Below are 18832 nucleotides of genomic sequence, written 5' to 3' on the forward strand. Positions count from 1 at the left end.
TGGTTTCACTTGCATTTCCTTCTGTGGTTTTACTTGCACTTCCTTCTGTGGTTTTACTTGCACTTCTTTTTGTGTTTGTTGCATAGCAGGTTGCTGTGTAATCGGCGCTGATTGATACGTAACTTCTTCCTCATCCTCTATTCCAAGCGGAGTTGGCGTTGCTGCAAATTCTTTTTGTTGTACTTCTTTTACGTATTGTTTTGGAGGTGATGAACCTGCTCCAGCATGTTGTTTCACGTGAACGCTGTTTGATGGTACTTTAATTTTCATACCTGGCATGATTAAATCTGGATTACTAAGTTGTGTATTTGTATTTTTCAACGTATCAAAATCTACTCCGTACTTTTTCGCAATTTTCCAAAGGGTATCCCCTTTTTGCACGATATGAATTTTCAAATTTTCCCCCTCCTGTATAACTTATCTATAAGTAACAAATCTCATGAAGTAACCCTTTCTAAATAACGCTAACTTCTTTTCACTTGTATCACTTCTTCGATTTTCAATATCATTAGAAGTGGAATAAGCATAAGAAAATCACAATGATTTCTTCAAAACAATGTATGCCCATTTCGTTCTCGTTATGATTATATGCATGAAAAAAAGCAACAGAAATACCGTTGCTTTACACACGCTCTAACATACGATTTAATGCAAGAACCGCTTCTTCAGTCACTTGTTTATCTACGCTAATAACGTTAATTTCTTCTCCTCTTTCTACCGTTTCAAGCACCCATAATAAGTGCGGCAGATCAATTCGATTCATCGTTAAACACGGACACATAAATGGATTAAGTGAAACAATCTCTTTATCTGGATGTTGCTGAATAATTCGGTTCACTAAATTCATCTCTGTACCAATTGCCCATTTACTTCCAGGTGGCGCTGCTTCAATCATATCAATAATATATTTCGTTGATCCTGCGTAATCCGAAGCATCAACGACCTCATAGCAACATTCTGGATGTACAATAATATTCATATCCGGATGATTTTTCCGTACGTTCTCAATGTTTTTCACTGTAAAGTTTTGATGAACCGAACAATGCCCTTTCCATAAAATCACTTGAATTTCTTCTATATCTCCATCGTACTCTAATGAATCTGTATGTGGGTCCCATACTGCCATTTTATCTAATGGGATACCTAAATCGTAAGCTGTATTTCTTCCTAAATGTTGATCCGGTAAAAAGACAAGACGCTCTTTTTGTGTAAACGCCCAAGACACCATTTGTTTTGCATTAGAAGAAGTTACTGTTGCTCCGCCATTACGACCACAAAACGCTTTAATTGCAGCTGTAGAGTTAACATATGTTAACGGAATCATCGTATCTCCAAATAATTTTGCAAGCTCTTTCCATGCCCTTTCTGTTTGTTCAATATCTGCCATATCTGCCATCGAACAACCTGCACGCATATCTGGCAAAATAACGATTTGATCATCTGTCGTTAACATATCTGCTGTTTCTGCCATAAAGTGTACACCGCAAAATACAATATATTTCGCTTCTTTATTGCTCGCTGCAACTTGTGCAAGCTGAAGTGAATCTCCTGCTGCATCAGAAAATTGTACCACTTCATCTTTTTGGTAATGATGTCCTGGAATAAATAGTGTTTTCCCCATTTTTTCTTTAATTTCACGAACACGCTTTTCCATTTCTTCTGTTGTCATCGTGTAATAACGCTCTGGTAACATCGTTTCAATCGGTTGCACTTTTTCTAAAATACTCATATTCCTTTCTCCCCCTCTAAGCCACTTTCCTTACGCCTCAATATTGAAACTAATATCAAGTGCTTTCACTGAATGTGTTAACGCTCCAAGTGAAATATAATCGACCCCTGTTTTTCCATATTTCGATAAATCTTCAATTGTAATGCCTCCTGATGCTTCCGTAACGATGGCACTTGGTACAATCTTTGAAAACTCCCGGATCTCATCTGGCGTACGGTTATCAAACATAATAATATCTGCACCAGCAGCTACAGCCTCTCTCACTTGCTCCTCCGTTTCTGTTTCCACTTCTACTTTCACCATATGTCCTAATTTTTCTTTCACCGATGTAACAGCTTTCGTAATAGAACCAGCAAAAGTAATATGATTGTCTTTAATCATGACACCGTCATATAAACCGAAACGGTGATTAAATCCGCCTCCGCACACGACTGCATACTTATCAAACATGCGTAGCCCTGGCATCGTTTTTCGCGTATCGCAAATACGTGTATGGCCGCTATCTAAAGCAAGAACAGCTTTATGTGTCATCGTAGCTATCCCGCTCATACGCTGGATAACGTTTAATATAACGCGCTCTGCCGTCAATAACGAAGCAATTGGTCCTTGCGCAGTTGCTATTATTTCGCCCTTTTCTACAAGATCTCCATCTTTTTTATGAAGCTCCACTTCAATTTTTTCATCAATTAATTTAAATCCTTCTTCAATTACTAAACGCCCCGCAAAGACACCTGTATCCTTCGCAAGAAACGTTCCTTTTGAAAGTAAATTGTCTGGAAAAATAAGCTGAGATGTTACATCTCTTTCTCCTATATCTTCTAGAAAAAATCGATTTAATGCTTCTTTCACTTTTATCGTGTTCATAGAGCCCCTCTTCCCTTCATCACACAAGTTGTAGTTTTCTTTTCACTCGAACGATCTCTTTTTTTACGCTATTTCTATCTGGATAGTCACTTCGATAATGGCCACCAATACTTTCTTCTCTTTGCAAAGCTGACACGACTATAAGCTCACAGGCTGTTAACATATTAATAAGCGTTATCTCTTCATTTGTAAGAGCATCATGTTGTAATATCATATTTCGAACACCGTACTTACTAAGCCATCTCTTTGCATAAGATAAACTTTTCTCTGTTCGCACAATCCCAACATATTTCATCATGCATTCTTGTATTTCTTCTTTCGCCGGCAAATGATTCAGAACGATAAACTTCTTTTCCTTCCCAGCCACGTTGTTCCAGCTTTCTTTTGTCGCTTTCGTTAAAATATGTTGTCCTATTCTTTTTCCAAACACAAGACCTTCTAATAATGAATTACTTGCTAATCTATTTGCTCCATGAACACCATTACAAGCTACTTCACCGACCGCATATAAATTTGGAATGGACGTCTCCCCATCACAGTTCGTTTTCACGCCGCCCATATGAAAATGAGCACCGGGTACGACTGGAATGCGTTTTTCATTTATATCGACACCATTCTTTTCACACAATGATGATACAGTCGGAAAACGTCCTTCGAAATTTTGAATAGACTCGATATTCAAATACACTTGTTCACCCGCCAAAAGCTGCTCATGAATCGCTCTTGCTACTACATCACGTGGTGCGAGATCGTGATCAGGGTGTATATTCATCATAAAACGCTGCCCTTTTCCATTCATAAGGACAGCTCCTTCACCACGGACAGCTTCAGAGACGAGGCCGCAGCATCGCCCGTTCGCGTATAACATTGTTGGATGAAACTGTACAAACTCTAAATCTACGAGCTCCCCGCCTGCGCGGTACACCATCGCAAGTCCATCACCCGTAATTGTCTTATCGTTAGAAGTAAAGGCGTATAAACCGCCAATCCCACCTGTTGCTAACACCGTATAATCTGCAACGTAACGCTTCAACTTCCCTTCACTAGTTCTTGTTAAAACTCCAACACATTTATCATTTTCTATAATAAAATCGAGCACCATTTCCTGTTCCACTACCGTAACGCGCGGAGCTACTTCTTGAATGAAATGCTCTAATAAATTCTTTCCTGTTGCATCGCCACCTGCATGTAAAATACGACGCTTTCGATGTGCGCCTTCTTTTCCAAGATGAGGACCCGTTTCATCTCCATCAAATTTCATTCCATTTTCAATGAGATTATTCATTTCTTTCGGTCCTTCCTCGACTAAATAACGGACCACATCTTCATTGTTATAATGACATCCTGCTACTAACGTATCTTCAAAATGATCATTTGGATTGTCATATGTTGCAACTGCTGCGGCAATTCCACCTTGCGCCAAATATGTATTATTATTACGATTTGTTTCCTTTGTGATAATAATCACATTCTTTTCGTGACAAATCTCTTTCGCAACACGAAGTGCCGCAACGCCACTTCCAATAATTAAGACATCTGCACTTGGCATAATTGTTGCCTCCTACTTTACACTTTTCAACTGTCTTGACACCTATATTTACATAGTTTTAAAATAATGACAAGAGTTTTTTTATAATTCTTATTTTCAATACCATTTAAAAAATACAAGAAATGTAACTCTTACTAGGGAGAGGAACTTACATGATGATATATCTTGACTATGCAGCTACTACACCTATGAGTGAAGAAGCATTACACACATATATGAAAGCAGCATCGCAATACTTCGGAAATGAACAAAGTTTACATGATATTGGAGGAACAGCCTCTTCTTTATTACAAGTTTGCCGAAAAACATTTGCTGAAATGATTGGCGGAAAGGAACAAGGGGTATTCTTCACAAGCGGCGGCTCGGAATCCAACTACCTTGCGATTCAATCCCTTCTCAATGCTCGAAATAAAAAGCACATTATTACGACACCTATGGAACATGCATCCATTCGAAGTTATTTTCAATCCTTACAATCAGAAGGGTATACAATTACTGAAATTCCTGTTGATGAAGGTGGGCTAATTCATTTAGATGATTTAGAAACAGCCATTACAGAAAATACTGTTCTAGCAAGCATACAACATGGAAACTCTGAAATTGGAACCGTTCAAAACATCACAGAGATCGGGGCACTTTTAAAAAAATATAACGTTTTATTTCATTCAGATTGTGTACAAACATTTGGTAAACTTCCTATCAATGTTTTTGAGATGGGAATTGATAGTCTCTCTGTTTCAGCACATAAAATATACGGACCAAAGGGTGTTGGCGCTTGCTATATAAATCCTCAAGTTCGCTGGGCACAAATATTTCCGGGAACTTCTCATGAAAAAGGATTTCGCCCAGGTACAGTAAACGTTCCTGGCATCGCATCTTTTTTAACAGCTGCTGAGAATATATTAAAAAATCAACAAGAAGAGAGCTTACGTTTTAAAGAGTTACGATCCTACTTTTTAAGACATTTACAAGCGCTTCCTCTAGAAATTCAAGTAGAAGGTCATTCTACTTCTTGTTTACCACATATTGTTGGGGTTACAATAAAAGGAATAGAAGGTCAATATACAATGCTAGAATGTAATCGCCATGGTATTGCCATTTCCACTGGAAGTGCTTGCCAAGTCGGTAAACAAGAACCTTCGAAAACAATGCTTGCAATTGGAAAAACGTATGAAGAGGCAAAACAATATGTTCGCTTCTCTTTCGGACAACAAACAACGAAAGATCAAATTGATACTACTATTCATGCACTACACACAATTGGAAATCAATTTTATAGAGGTGTTAAATCATAATGAAACAAAATGAACAAAAAAAGATTTTAGGTGAAGAAAGACGACAACTTATCCTTCAGTGGCTTCTCGCTGCAAATGAACCGTTATCTGGGAATGAACTATCGAAAAAGACAAATGTAAGTAGACAAGTTATCGTGCAAGATATTTCCTTGCTTAAAGCACGAAACGAACCAATTATTGCGACTGCTCAAGGGTATTTATATTTAAAACCACAAGAGAAACAACAAGCTTTCGAACGCGTAATTGTATGCCAACATAAACCAGCGGAAGTACGTCAAGAACTTACAATGCTTGTTGACCACGGCGTTACGATTAAAGATGTAAAAGTTGAGCATCCTGTATACGGTGACTTAACAGCGTCCATCATGGTAAGTAATCGCTTTGATGTAGAGCAATATTTACAAAAAATTGAAAACACGAATGCTTCCTATCTTTCGCAACTAACAGATGGTATTCACTTACATACAATTGAGGCAGATTCAAAAGAGAAATTAGACGCTGCTTGCGAGGCACTAGATAAAGCAGGATTTCTCGTTTATTAATTCATGTAAAGCACAGAGTTTTTATCATTCTCTGTGCTTTTTTAGTGATATAATATTGTAATCAATTGTAAAGGGGATCAAACATGGGAATTGAACTCGTTCACTTTAGCATTGGCAAACCAAAACAAATGAAATATAGCGAAGATAAAGAAATGATTACTGGTATATGTAAAGAACTTGCAGAAGAAGCTTTTCTCTCAAAAGATGGATTTCGTGGTGATGATGTAGCGGATTTAAAACACCACGGGGGACCTGACCGCGCAGTTTGTGTGTACCCACACGAACATTACGCACTATGGGAAGAAGAATTTCAAACTACGCTTCCAGCTTCCACATTTGGCGAAAACATTACCGTAACAAATATGTTAGAGCGTGATGTTTGCATCGGAGATACATATCAACTAGGTGAAGCAATCATTCAAGTGACACAAGCGAGAGTACCTTGTAGCACAATTTCAAAACGCCTTGGTATTCCTGGCATACTGCCGCGCATTGTAGCAACTGGATTTACTGGTTATCTATGTCGCGTTCTTCAAGAAGGTACTGTACGTAAAGATTCTAAAATTACATTACTAGAACGTCAACCGCGCAATGTTTCTGTTTTGTTCTCTAACGAAATTTATTTTCATAATAGAAAAGATAAAGATGGCATCGAAAAGATTCTTGCTGTTCCAGAACTAGCCGATATTTGGCGTGGGCAGTTAGAGGATCGTCTTGCGAAGTTAAAATAAATAGAATCCCACCATTTATAGGTGGGATTCTATTTATCTATCACAAAATGTATTATCCGATGAAATTATACCAGCAATTAGAAGGGAAATGTCGACAGTTCATCCACCTCTCTTACAACCAATAAGAACAATAACTCCCCAGCACAGTAACAGAAAAACCGAGCGCTTCAAGTTCCATCGTTACGCCTGGCAATAATACATCATCATATGCTTTATCGACATCAATTAAGAAAAAGTAATTTCCTAGTCCTGTTTTCATCGGACGCGATTCGATTTTTGATAGATTTAATTTTCTCCATGCGAAAGCTGATAACACTTGATATAGTGCCCCTGCATAATCAGCAGGTAACGTTATCATAAGCGTCGTTTTCTCTCCGCGGTTTTCTCCGTTATTTGGGAGTATGGCTTTCTTTTTCTTATGGAGCACTAGGAAGCGTGTATGATTGTTTTTGTGCGTATGAATATCACGCCTTACAATTGTTAAACTGTATTTTTCTGCGGCCGCTTCATTTGCAATGGCAGCGATTTTTTCTTCAGGATGTTCTTTCACATATTGCGCAGCTGCACTTGTTGATGTCATATCTCGGACGGTTACCCCTTTTAATTCTTCATTTAAAAACTTATGACATTGTGCAATAGCGTGTGGATGAGAGTGCACTGCATATACTTCTTCCCAAACTTCTGCATACTGCGGATGTACAAGTAAATGTTGCTGAATTGGTACTGTAATTTCTCCTACAATAGAAAGTGGTTGTTCATGTACGAGGTAATCAACTGTTATATTCACTGAACCTTCTATCGCATTTTCTAGTGGTACCACTGCATAATCTACATTTCCATTTGCAGCTGCATCCATACAATCTGGAATCGTTCGATACGGTACATGCTCTGCTTCCGGAAAAAAACGACTCACCGCCATATTTGTAAATGTTGCTTCTGGTCCTAAATATCCTACTCGAATCATCGTCTTTTCCCCTCTTTTTCGTTTTCTTACTGTTATACCATACTTTTTTATATTCTTCTATGTAAATTTCGAATATTAAAAAAAGACTAGCATTCGCTAGTCTAAATGTTTCCTATATTCTCTTTGAGCGAAAAAGAAATACATGATGCATGCAGCGATATAATACAGAATAAACAAACCTACTTTTCTTAATGAACCATCCATAAAAAGCGTATTATGAAACGTATATAACGCAACTGCACTATGCATACTCCCAACTAGAATTGGCGCAAAAAATAACATACATAATTGCCAACGAGAAATTTTCCACACTTCTTCCTTCGTCATTCCAAGCTTAGCAAGTGCCCCGTACTGCTTTCGATCAGATGCAATATTATGAAACCATTTAAAATATACGATACTACATGAAGTAAGAAAGAATAATATACTAATGAATGATCCTATAAATAGAGTAATATCACCGAACGATTTCATATTCACATATAACTCCATATTACTTCGAAATGCATTATCTTTATCTTGTTTCATATGTTTCCGTAAATCTTCATTTAATTCTTTCGTATTTTCGATATTTGGTAATGTATAGCCTCTATATATCATTTTTTCAGAATCAGGAACCTTATTTGCTATACTGTCAAAGTCTTCATCATGCATGACGAAGAACAGACCATTAATGTGCGAAGGATGATGGTTAAATTGAACCCCTTCTTTCTGACCGTTAAATACGAATTGATATGGTTGATTCGTTACTTGCAATTGAATCTCTTTTTGATTATATACATTCGAATTATTGTATTTATTATAATAAACGAGTGTAACTGTTCCTTTTTTAGGATGATACGTTTTCTGTTTTTGTTTTCTTGCCTCTTGATTGTATTCACTTTCTTTAATGAGCGGCGCTACTTCTGTTTCTTCCTTATTGGACTGAAAAGATGCATACACTCCAACAAAACTCATAGATTGAAAGTTATCATACCCATATTGGTGCAATAATTGTTCAACCGTTCCTTCCGCAAAGACTTCGTGAGAAGAAGTACCTTTTTCTATGTAAGAAAATGAGTGCACGCCCCCGTCCCTCCACATATCTTGCATACCAGAAAAATATAAGAACACCGTACCTGTTGCCGTAACTACAAACGTCGTTGCCATTGACATTAGAAAGAAAAAACGACCATTTTCCTTCATTCGATGTGACAATTGATTCACTATAAATAAATACGGATATGTATACATAATCTTTTTATTTCGTTTTATTATTTCTAATATTTGAGCAGTGCCGTGTGTAAAAGAAAAATACGTTCCGAAAAAGACAAGTATAGACACAGGAAAAAAATAGAATGCTATCGTTGGTATAGTCGCTTGTAACGCTAACGCATATCCTATACCTAAGCAAATAAATCCGAATATACAAAGCCGCATTGATGTTTTCTTCTCTTTTCTATCCTTGCGAAATTCTTTTAATAACCGAATGATTTTTATATTCCATATACGCAAAGCACTTATAAAAGATAAGACAACAAATACGACCATATATACAATAAACGTTCCCCCGATTGCTCTCACGTCAAATATGACAGGGAGTTCTTTCGGAAGCCCCAGTAACATACTAAACACCATGAAGAAGAGCTTTAAAAAGATCATACCAAGCCCAATACCGAAAATATTAGCAAATACCCCGATCAATATTTGCTCGGTCATAATTACTCCTATTACGTTAGATTTCGTTGCTCCCATTAACATGTATAATCCTAATTCTTTCTTACGTGCCTCTATGAAAATAGAAGTAGAGTACAAAATAAATATGACAAAAAAAGAAATAATTATAACATTACATATGATAAGTCCCCAGCGTACGTTTTGATACCACATCGTCTCTTGCATATACGGATGTACAATGACAGACATGTATGCAAAAGACGCGAATATTGCAAAGCAACTACTTAAGAAAAACACTTTATAATTACGCCAATTTCCTTTTATATTTTGTAGCGCTAGTTGCCGAATGTTCATCTATCGTCCCCCTATAACTTACTACATAGGCAAAAAGCTAGAGGTTTCTCTAGCTTTGCACGTGTTTCAAATATCCTCTTTGTGCAATCATAAAGTAAATCGCAGAAGCTACAACGTACGTCCCAATTACAATCGCTCCTGATTTCCACAAATCGATATAAAGCATTTTCCCTAACGTATGAAGAGCAAATCCACTATGAATTGCACCGATTAAAATTGGGATAAAGAAGATAACGCCCATTTGTCGAATTGCAATTTTGCGAATTTCTTTATCTGTCATACCGATTCTCTTTAACGATTTAAATTGAATACGATCTTGTTCTTTATCGTTAAACCATTTAAAGTATGTCATACTACAAGCGAAGAAAAAGAACAGCACAGCTACGAAGAAACCGATAAACATCGTAATTGCTCCTGATTCCCTTATATCTTTATAAGCAAGCACTGAGTTGTTTAGTTCCATTTGCTTATCTGGCGCAATTTCATTTTTCAAATCTAACACAAGGTCTTCCGTACTTTTCCAGTCTTCTATATAATAACCGTAATATTTCGTCTTTTCTTCATTTGGTACAAGCTTTGCGTATTTCTCAAAATCTTGATCATTCACAATGAGATATTCACTATCATTAAAAACAGAAAATGGAGTTGGCTCATTTAATTGAACAGACTGCGTTTGGCCGTTCATTTTAAATTCATACGGTTTTGAACGATCTATCTTCATCATGTCGTTCGCTATATCCATTATGACCATCGTTGCACTACCTGGTGCATTATGAACTTCTCTAACTTGCTCTCTCTTTTGTTTACGTACTTCAGCGTTATATTCTTTTTCTGAAACAATCGCCATTGGCACTTCATGTTCACCGTTAAACATCGTGATTTTTTGACTTCCAGGAAGTTTTACGTACGTTACTTCTCGCGCATCTTCAAATCCGTGTTTTTTTATTAATTCTTTTGCTTTTCCTTCTTTTATGACATTATGCGTATTTATTCCCTTTTCCTCGTACGAAATAGCATGCGGGGTACTAGTTGCTGCCTTATAACTCATATCCTCAAAAAATACGTACAGTGTACCAACTGCCGAAGATACAACCGCCGTAATGATAGAAATTACAAATAGAAAACGAGCATTATCTTTCATTTTATAAATAAGATTGCTAAGTACGAACATATTTGGGTATGTATAAAAAGATTTTTTTCTTTTTTGCAATGCTTTTAATACGACTGTACTACCTTGTGTAAACAGTAAATAAGTTCCGCCTATCGTCAGCCCTACAATCGGTAAAAACAGAATGATAAAATTCATAAATGTTACTTGGAAGCTAAGTACATATGCAACAATAATACATCCTATACCAACTACACATAACGATGTAAATGCAAAAGGTTCTACTTTTTGTTTTCTTGCTTCTCTTAATAAATCAATAATTTGCAAGCGCCCTACTGTCCAAACACTAAACAATGATAGGATTAAAAATAGAATAAAGTATACACCTGCTGTAATAAGAATTGCTTTACTATTCCATACGAGTGGAAGTGTTTTATCAATTTTTAGTAATACACTCAGTGCTTGGAAAAATAACTTTGAACAAAGCATGCCAAGCCCAATACCTACTACAATTGCAATACTACCTAACATAAGCTGTTCTAATATAATCATTCGGCCAAGTTGAGATTTTGTTCCACCTATTAATGTTAATAGACCAAACTCTTTTTTTCTTGCTCGTAAAAATGTTGAATTTGCATATAAAATAAAGAGTGCTGAGAAGATGACTACAATATAATTCATCGATTCTAGCCCTTTTGAAATCATCTCTCTCATACTAATATTACCACTTACGACATCTGGATGATAAATAAAGGAAGCATACATGAAAAATACGACAATCGATAAACAGCTACTAATAAGGAAAGCTTTATAATTACGCCAATTTCCTTTTACGTTATTAAGCGCGAGCTGGCGAAAGTTCATGATATTCTCCTCCTAGCATCGCAAGTACGTCCAGAATTTCTTGGAAAAAGGCTTGTTTCGTTCTTCCTTTATGTATTTCTGAGAAAATTTCTCCGTCGCGAATGAAAAGAATACGTTCGCAATAACTCGCTGCTACTGGATCATGCGTTACCATTGCAATTGTCACTTTCTTTTGTTCATGTAAATCTTGCAATGCACTCATTAATGATTTTGCTGACTTCGAATCTAAGTTTCCAGTTGGCTCATCCGCTAAAATTAGCGTAGGTTCATGAATGATCGCTCTCGCTGCTGCTGCACGTTGTTGTTGTCCGCCTGACACTTCATATACTTTTTTATTTAAAATTTCTTCGATGCTTAAAAACTTTGCAATCTCAAGCACTTTCGCATCGATTTCATTTACAGATTTCTTCGCCATTACAAGTGGTAAAATGATATTTTCTTTAATCGATAACGTATCAAGTAAGTTAAAATCCTGGAAGATGAATCCTAAATGTGTACGACGAAACTCCGCTAATTTTGCAGCACGCATTTGATTAATTTCTTCACCATTTACAAGCACATGACCTGAAGTTTGCTTATCAATTGTTGCTAATAAGTTTAAAAGCGTTGTTTTCCCGCTCCCTGAAGGCCCCATAATTCCTACAAATTCGCCTTCTTCTATTTTAAAATTTATATCGTTTAAAGCAGTCGTCGCTACTGAACCTTTTGATTGGTACACTTTTGTTAATCCTTTTACTTCAAGAACACTCATTTCTAGTCCCCCTATGTGTTTTCTTCTTACACTTACTATAAGAAAAATAAGAAAAAGAAACGAGTGATTTCCCTTACAAAACGTTTTGTTATCTTACAGTTTTGTCATTTTTCTCATTAATGTATGATATTCTTCATCTTTTGCAAATTGGAACGTGAATGTTGTCCCTTCCCCTTCAGCCGATTGCACATACATTCCATGATGTAAATTATCGCAAATTTCCTTCGTAATATATAAACCCATTCCAGTCGCTTCTCTCGTTTTACGGCCATTTATTCCCGTAAAGAATGGATCAAATATACGTTTTACATCTTGCTCTGGAATACCAATTCCATTGTCCTTAATATGTAGTAACACCTTTTGATCTTTCTCTTCAATTTGAAATTGAATTTCCTTTTTCTCTGCTTCTGAAATTTTCGTATACTTAATTGCATTTACAACAATTTGCCCTATAGCAATACTTAGCCATTTTCTATCAGATGCAACCATACAAGTATCTTCATCAAACATTACTTTCGGAAATACCGACGATTGAATGAAAGATTTTCGATTTTCATTAATAATACCCCTGATGATATCTATCACATTTACTACTTCTACTTTATAATCTTTCGCAAATTGCTCTAACCTTGCCATATGTAACGCTAAATCTAAACCATTTAGTATACGATTATTTTCTTCACGAATACTTTCAACTGTTGCTCTTGCTTCACGATGCTCTTTACCAAACTTTTGCAATAGCAATTCTATAACCGATACTGGTGTTTTCATTTGATGAATCCATTGGTTCATAAATATCATTTGCTGTTGTTCTTTCGCATGTTGTTTATGAACTTCATTCATATATTGCTGTCTTAATAGCGTAAACGATTCAACAACCATCTCTTGCTCTGACGTATAAGAAGTATCAATAAGTAAAGAGTCGTGTAATGTATTTCCGCTAGCAACATATTTTTCGATTCTTTTTAAAAATACACTTCGTTTTCGATAATCGTAAATGAGGTATACAGTAAATACAACTGTCCCTAATAAAAGCCCATATAACCACGTACTCCAATCAATGGATCTTTTTTCTAAAAGACTTTGCAACTGCAAAACGAGCCCAAATAAACAAAGGCTAATAATATAAGAAAGAAGTAAAGAAAAACGGTCCATGAGGTAATTTTTAACCTTCATGCCCTTCGCCCCACTCTGTAAGAAGCGCATAACCATATCCGCGTTTCGTTACAATCGCATTTTGAATGCCTAGCTCCTCTAGTTTCTTCCTTACGCGTTTTACATTTACGGTTAATGTATTATCATCAACAAAAGCTACCTCGTCCCACAGGGCTTCTAACAGTTCTTCACGCGTTACATATTGATTTGCTTGTTTCATTAAACATTCTAATAAGTAAAATTCATTTTTTGTCAGCTCCGTTTGTTGCCCCTGCCACTCAACAATGTGCTGGGACGGAAATAACAACAGTCCATTTACACCTAAACAATCACTCTCAGCAACAGAGGCATACTCACCATAGCCACGGCGAAGTGCACTTTTCACCTTAGCCATTACAATATCTAAATGGAATGGCTTCGTAATGTAATCATCTCCGCCATTCTCGATCGCCATTACTTGATCCATTTCCCCTGTTCTTGCAGAAACAAAAATAATCGGCGCATTCGATACAGTACGAATTTGACGACACCAATAAAAACCATCAAAATATGGTAAATTAATATCCAGTAATACTAGATGAGGATTTATTTTCACGAACTCATCTTTTATATGACGTAAATCACTTGCTCTAAATGATTGATAGCCATACCTTTCTAAATGCTCCTCTAATATTCCCGCTATTTTTTCATCGTCTTCTACAATTAATATTTTATACATGTTCGTTTTCTCCCCATAAAAAATTCTTCCCAAGCCACTCCTTGTTCTATTATAAATTGAAAATTTAATTAGTGGGTATTTTTTCCTATATGAATCAGACATTTACAATAAAAAAAAAACTGCCATATTTCGGCAGTCTTAATCGATAAATTCAAATTGATATTCAAGAATTTTTACAATATCTCCGTCTACTGCACCACGTGCACGAAGGGCTTCATCAATACCCATTCCACGCATTTGACGAGCAAATCGGCGTACAGATTCATCACGTGAGAAGTCTGTCATTTTGAATGTTTTCTCAATATCATAACCAGAAATAACAAATGTGCCATCACTTTCGCGTGTAATTTCAAAATTAGATTCAGATTCAAATTTGTACATTACACTTGCTTCAGATTCTTCTACATCATCGTACATTGGGAATTCTGGTGTTGTTTCTAATAAGTTCGCTACTTCAAATAGTAAGTCACGTACACCTTGTTTCGTTACAGCTGAGATTGGGAAAATTTTCACTTCGTCTCCCAATTTTTCTTTAAATGCTTGTAAGTTTTCTTCTGCACCTGGCATATCCATTTTGTTTGCAACAACAACTTGTGGACGCTCAGTTAAACGCATATTGTATTCTTTTAGTTCACTATTGATTGTTACATAATCTTCATATGGCTCACGGCCTTCTAAACCAGACATATCGATAACGTGCACGATTACACGTGTACGCTCAATATGACGTAAGAATTGGTGTCCAAGTCCGACGCCGGCATGTGCACCTTCAATTAGTCCAGGAAGGTCAGCCATAACGAAGCTGCGGTTATCACCAGTTTCAACAACACCAAGATTCGGAACGATTGTTGTAAAGTGATACTCTGCAATTTTCGGACGCGCTGATGATACAACAGATAATAATGTAGATTTACCTACACTTGGGAATCCAACAAGTCCAACATCTGCTAGCACTTTAAGTTCTAGCGTGACATCACGTTCTTGACCTGGTTCACCGTTCTCAGCGATTTCTGGCGCTGGGTTCGTCGGTGTTGCGAAACGTGAGTTACCACGACCACCGCGGCCACCCTTTGCGATTACAGCTGTTTGTCCATGCGTTACTAAATCGGCAAGAATTTCACCTGTTTTTTCATCTTTTACTATTGTTCCCGGTGGAACCTTTACGATTAAATCTTCAGATTTACGACCATGCTGACCTTTACTCATTCCATGCTGACCACGATCAGCTTTGAAATGACGTTGGTAGCGGAAGTCCATTAATGTACGTAAGCCTTCCTCAACAACAAAAACAACATCTGCACCTTTACCACCGTCGCCACCTGCTGGGCCACCTTTAGGTACATACTTCTCACGACGATACGCAACCATTCCGTTACCACCGTCGCCGCCTTTTACATATATCTTGACCTGATCTACAAACATTATTTCACCACACTTTTTTCGATTGGTTGTAATATAACTGAGACTTCTTCGTCTCGTACTGTATAAGAAATGGAATACCATTTATTGTTTTGGTTCGCAAGCCAATTCTGTAGTTCTTCTACACTCGTTAGCTTACCACGAAAATCAAAAAAGAAACGAGCATTCTCCGCGTCACATTCAATTGTGATACAAACATAATTTTCAACATATACGTCTAAACTATGCTGAAGTATTAAGAAAAATTGATTCGTCCATATACATACAGTCTCATCTAAGTGAGATAAGTTATGTAATTTCCCTAATACTTCGTACTCCAATAAGCACGGCTGCTGTTTCCAATTATATGTTAAAATCCACTCTGAAAATAAAGGCATTGATAGCCCTATCAGATTGGATTCTTGTCTCGCTTCTTGGACAAAACGATCGATGAGCCTATGAATCTCTTCCACTTTTCCAAGGGAAAGGTTTCCTTTCACCATCTGCATACGATTGAGCCAATCATGTCTTGAATGACGCAATGCATCTATAATTGTCCATTTTTCATTCATTTAGATACCCCTTAATATAGAAAAACTCTAACCTGCACTCAGGTTAGAGTTTTCCGTGAGTTCTTATGCTTCTTGAGCAACAGGATATACGCTCACTTGTTTGCGGTCACGGCCAAGACGCTCAAAGCGTACTACGCCGTCAACTTTCGCGTATAAAGTGTCATCGCCACCACGACCAACGTTAACACCTGGATAAATTTTTGTACCGCGTTGACGGTAAAGAATTGAACCACCTGAAACCGTTTGACCATCTGCGCGTTTAGCACCAAGACGTTTTGACTGAGAGTCACGACCGTTCTTTGTACTACCTACACCTTTCTTAGATGCGAAAAACTGAAGATCTAATCTTAACATACGTTACACCTCCTGCACTTTTTCTATTAAACGGATATACTTTCCGTAATCAAGTTCGATCGTCTTAAGCGAAACAACCAATCCTTCTAAAAGCGTTTGTGCTTTTTCTGCTGCATGAACGTCTAAATCATTAGGCAATTCATACGTTAAGAATCCGCCATCACTTCCGAGTTCAATAGTTGCCTGCACATTACAAAGTTCTTCCACTGCATTTATAGAACCAAACACAACCGCTGTAGTTCCAGCACAGACAAGATCTTGTCCATGTGGCGCATAATCGGCATGTCCAGTCATTTTAAATGATTGGATACTTCCTAATTTCGTGCGACTTATCGTAATTTTAATCATGTTAACCTGGATTAAGCGTTGATAGCTTCAACAACTAGCTTAGTGTAAGGTTGACGATGACCTTGTTTCTTACGATTGTTCTTTTTCGCTTTGTATTTGAAAACGATGATTTTCTTAGCGCGACCTTGTTTTTCAACTTTCGCAGTAACTGTTGCACCTTCTACAACTGGGCTACCAACTTTAACGTTTTCGCCACCAACGAAAAGAACTTTGTCAAAAGTAACAGTTTCACCAGCTTCAACATCTAATTTTTCAATGTAGATTGCTTGACCAGCTTCAACTTTAATTTGTTTTCCACCTGTTTCGATAATTGCGTACATACTTGCACCTCCTCTTAATTACTAAGACTCGCCAAAAACGAGGTAGACATAAATGTCTTTAGGGAACCTGTCTTGTGCGGTTGTAGCATATAGCCGTTTAGGTGCTATAAACTATAACATAAAGATGTTATCATGAATCATAGACGGTTGTCAATAAATGTTCTGCTAACTATTTTTTCCGTTCTACAATTTCTGTTTTACTTCCAAAACGAATAATTGCGTACTTTTCGATCATATCATCTTTGAAATAAATTTCAAATGGAATATTTTTTTGTAATTCTTTTTGCAAAAATTGTTTTTGCAAATTTTTAGGCGCAGCGATTAATACTGCCTCATCCTCTATATTTCCATATGTGATTAGCTCTCTCTCTAACTCATACGCAATTGTTTCATATGACATTACATACCCCGTCGCTTTGCAAGGTACACACTCTTCTAGTAATACGTCGCGTAAAGAATGTTTCTTACGTTTACGTGTCATCTCCAAAATCCCTAACTCTGTAAAACCGAGCACTCTTGTATATGTGCGATCATTTTGCATAGCAGCCATCAGACATTCTCTTACCTTTTCTTTATCTTCTCTTCTTTTCATATTAATAAAATCAATTAATATCATACCACCGATATCACGCAGTCTTAATTGACGTGCAATCTCTTCAGCTGCCACTTCATTTGTACGAAAGACTGTATCTTGTAAATTCTGTTTTCCAGTAAACTTGCCCGTATTCACATCAATTACAGTCATCGTCTCCATTTGTTCCACAATTAAATAAGCACCATTCGGGAGCCACACAATTTTTTGAAGTGCTTTCTCGATCTCACGCTCTATTCCAAAATGGTTAAACATTGAAGATTTTTCATTATAAAAAGATACTTTTTCTTTTCCGACCTTTTCTTCTAATTCTTTTACTATACCTCTTGTATCTACAACTACTTTTTCAATCGTTTCAATCGGATTCTCTTGGAATACACGATCTAAAAAGGTCGCCGGTCGATGAAGTAGTAACGGTGCCTTTCCTTGCCCCTCTTTTCTTTTTAGCTCTTCATATAACTGCTGTAACCTTTGCATTTCAGCTTGTATTTCTTCAATTTCTCCTTTTTCAGAAGCAGAGCGGAAAATATAACCTCCTGTCCCTTCTACCTCAATTTGGAGTAGCTGTTGCCTTCTTTTATTATTTTTTATTTTTCGAGAAACCGCACGCATTTCATCATATGGCATATAAACGACATATTTCCCGGTAAATTCTATGTTTGCCGTCAATTTCGGCCCTTTCGTATCAATTGCCTCTTTCACAACTTGCACGAGTACCGCTTGCCCTTCATGTATACGATAAGAAGATGGTACATCATCGTATGAAAGGTACGCATGTTTTTCTAAACCGATGTTTACAAAAGCTGCGTTCATTCCAGCAATCGTTCTTACGATACGTCCAACATAAATATGCCCAACAATCTCTTGTTCTTCATTTCGTTTCCATAAAAACTCAACAATTTTTTTCTTCTCTTCAATTGCAACGCGTTTTTCCGATCCTGCATAGTTCATATATAACGTTTTCAAAA

The 18832-nt window shown here is 36.9% G+C and carries 19 protein-coding genes and 1 other annotated feature; of the genes, 3 read left to right on the forward strand and 16 right to left on the reverse strand.

From position 1 onward, the window contains the following. From safA to nadB, 4 genes are all read right to left on the reverse strand, one after another. Window positions 1-396: SafA/ExsA family spore coat assembly protein (safA, locus tag GFJ36_RS22895; RefSeq protein WP_157349742.1), on the reverse strand; the 396-nt coding region annotated here is incomplete at its 3' end. Window positions 397-622: 226 nt separating this feature from the next. Further along, entirely contained in the window at window positions 623-1729 is a 1107-nt protein-coding gene (nadA, locus tag GFJ36_RS22900; protein ID WP_088064468.1) for a quinolinate synthase NadA, read from the reverse strand. A gap of 30 nt (window positions 1730-1759) precedes the next feature. After that, the gene (gene nadC / locus GFJ36_RS22905; protein WP_088064469.1) at window positions 1760-2593 is read right to left on the reverse strand and encodes a carboxylating nicotinate-nucleotide diphosphorylase; all 834 of its coding nucleotides are present in this window, start codon (window positions 2591-2593) and stop codon (window positions 1760-1762) included. Window positions 2594-2612: 19 nt separating this feature from the next. Continuing rightward, window positions 2613-4142 (reverse strand): L-aspartate oxidase, encoded by a 1530-nt coding sequence (gene nadB / locus GFJ36_RS22910; protein ID WP_098082223.1) that lies wholly within the window; start codon window positions 4140-4142, stop codon window positions 2613-2615. A gap of 152 nt (window positions 4143-4294) precedes the next feature. On the opposite strand from nadB, the gene GFJ36_RS22915 reads away from it, so the two are divergent. The 3 genes from GFJ36_RS22915 to GFJ36_RS22925 all read left to right on the forward strand — a co-directional run bounded on the left by GFJ36_RS22915 (window position 4295) and on the right by GFJ36_RS22925 (window position 6710). Then, window positions 4295-5437, forward strand: a complete 1143-nt coding sequence (locus GFJ36_RS22915) for an IscS subfamily cysteine desulfurase (protein ID WP_088064471.1) — start codon at window positions 4295-4297, stop codon at window positions 5435-5437. Continuing rightward, on the forward strand, window positions 5437-5979 hold the full coding sequence (locus GFJ36_RS22920) for a transcription repressor NadR (protein WP_000812272.1): 543 nt from the start codon (window positions 5437-5439) through the stop codon (window positions 5977-5979). Before GFJ36_RS22915 ends, GFJ36_RS22920 begins: the two co-directional genes overlap by 1 nt. Window positions 5980-6062: 83 nt before the next feature. Then, on the forward strand, window positions 6063-6710 hold the full coding sequence (locus tag GFJ36_RS22925; protein ID WP_048541383.1) for an MOSC domain-containing protein: 648 nt from the start codon (window positions 6063-6065) through the stop codon (window positions 6708-6710). Window positions 6711-6822: 112 nt separating this feature from the next. Here the strand turns inward: GFJ36_RS22925 and pheA are convergent, their stop codons facing one another. From pheA to GFJ36_RS22985, 12 genes are all read right to left on the reverse strand, one after another. Continuing rightward, window positions 6823-7674: a prephenate dehydratase gene (pheA, locus tag GFJ36_RS22930; RefSeq protein WP_088064472.1), complete on the reverse strand. Its 852-nt coding sequence runs from the start codon at window positions 7672-7674 to the stop codon at window positions 6823-6825. Window positions 7675-7770: 96 nt separating this feature from the next. Continuing rightward, a complete protein-coding gene (locus GFJ36_RS22935; protein ID WP_097889242.1) occupies window positions 7771-9684 on the reverse strand; it encodes an ABC transporter permease in 1914 nt (637 codons plus the stop codon). A 49-nt stretch (window positions 9685-9733) separates the two neighbouring features. After that, entirely contained in the window at window positions 9734-11656 is a 1923-nt protein-coding gene (locus GFJ36_RS22940) for an ABC transporter permease (RefSeq protein WP_097889241.1), read from the reverse strand. Further along, window positions 11631-12407, reverse strand: coding sequence for an ABC transporter ATP-binding protein (locus GFJ36_RS22945; protein ID WP_097889240.1), 777 nt, complete (start codon window positions 12405-12407; stop codon window positions 11631-11633). The genes GFJ36_RS22940 and GFJ36_RS22945 overlap by 26 nt, the downstream gene beginning before the upstream one ends. 93 nt (window positions 12408-12500) lie before the next feature. Then, the gene (locus GFJ36_RS22950) at window positions 12501-13583 is read right to left on the reverse strand and encodes a HAMP domain-containing histidine kinase (protein WP_046956287.1); all 1083 of its coding nucleotides are present in this window, start codon (window positions 13581-13583) and stop codon (window positions 12501-12503) included. Then, complete coding sequence (locus tag GFJ36_RS22955; protein ID WP_000276710.1) at window positions 13573-14280, reverse strand: response regulator transcription factor; 708 nt, start codon at window positions 14278-14280, stop codon at window positions 13573-13575. Before GFJ36_RS22955 ends, GFJ36_RS22950 begins: the two co-directional genes overlap by 11 nt. Window positions 14281-14418: 138 nt before the next feature. After that, window positions 14419-15702, reverse strand: a complete 1284-nt coding sequence (gene obgE, locus GFJ36_RS22960) for a GTPase ObgE (RefSeq protein ID WP_000497119.1) — start codon at window positions 15700-15702, stop codon at window positions 14419-14421. Continuing rightward, the gene (locus GFJ36_RS22965) at window positions 15702-16250 is read right to left on the reverse strand and encodes a sporulation initiation phosphotransferase B (protein WP_098082225.1); all 549 of its coding nucleotides are present in this window, start codon (window positions 16248-16250) and stop codon (window positions 15702-15704) included. The genes obgE and GFJ36_RS22965 overlap by 1 nt, the downstream gene beginning before the upstream one ends. A gap of 63 nt (window positions 16251-16313) precedes the next feature. Next, window positions 16314-16604 carry a 50S ribosomal protein L27 gene (gene rpmA, locus GFJ36_RS22970; protein WP_000944957.1) on the reverse strand — a complete coding sequence of 97 codons (291 nt, stop codon included), beginning with the start codon at window positions 16602-16604 and terminating at the stop codon, window positions 16314-16316. Between the two features lie 3 nt (window positions 16605-16607). Beyond that, entirely contained in the window at window positions 16608-16952 is a 345-nt protein-coding gene (locus GFJ36_RS22975; RefSeq protein WP_001973720.1) for a ribosomal-processing cysteine protease Prp, read from the reverse strand. A gap of 11 nt (window positions 16953-16963) precedes the next feature. Continuing rightward, window positions 16964-17272, reverse strand: coding sequence for a 50S ribosomal protein L21 (gene rplU / locus GFJ36_RS22980; RefSeq protein ID WP_000270907.1), 309 nt, complete (start codon window positions 17270-17272; stop codon window positions 16964-16966). A gap of 14 nt (window positions 17273-17286) precedes the next feature. Beyond that, window positions 17287-17364: a sequence feature (ribosomal protein L21 leader region), on the reverse strand. Window positions 17365-17441: 77 nt separating this feature from the next. Further along, window positions 17442-18830 carry an Rne/Rng family ribonuclease gene (locus GFJ36_RS22985; RefSeq protein WP_097889238.1) on the reverse strand — a complete coding sequence of 463 codons (1389 nt, stop codon included), beginning with the start codon at window positions 18828-18830 and terminating at the stop codon, window positions 17442-17444. Window positions 18831-18832: the final 2 nt, after the last annotated feature.

It is taken from the genome of Bacillus sp. EE-W1, from assembly GCF_009760835.1.
Classification (GTDB): Bacteria; Bacillota; Bacilli; order Bacillales; family Bacillaceae_G; genus Bacillus_A; species Bacillus_A wiedmannii.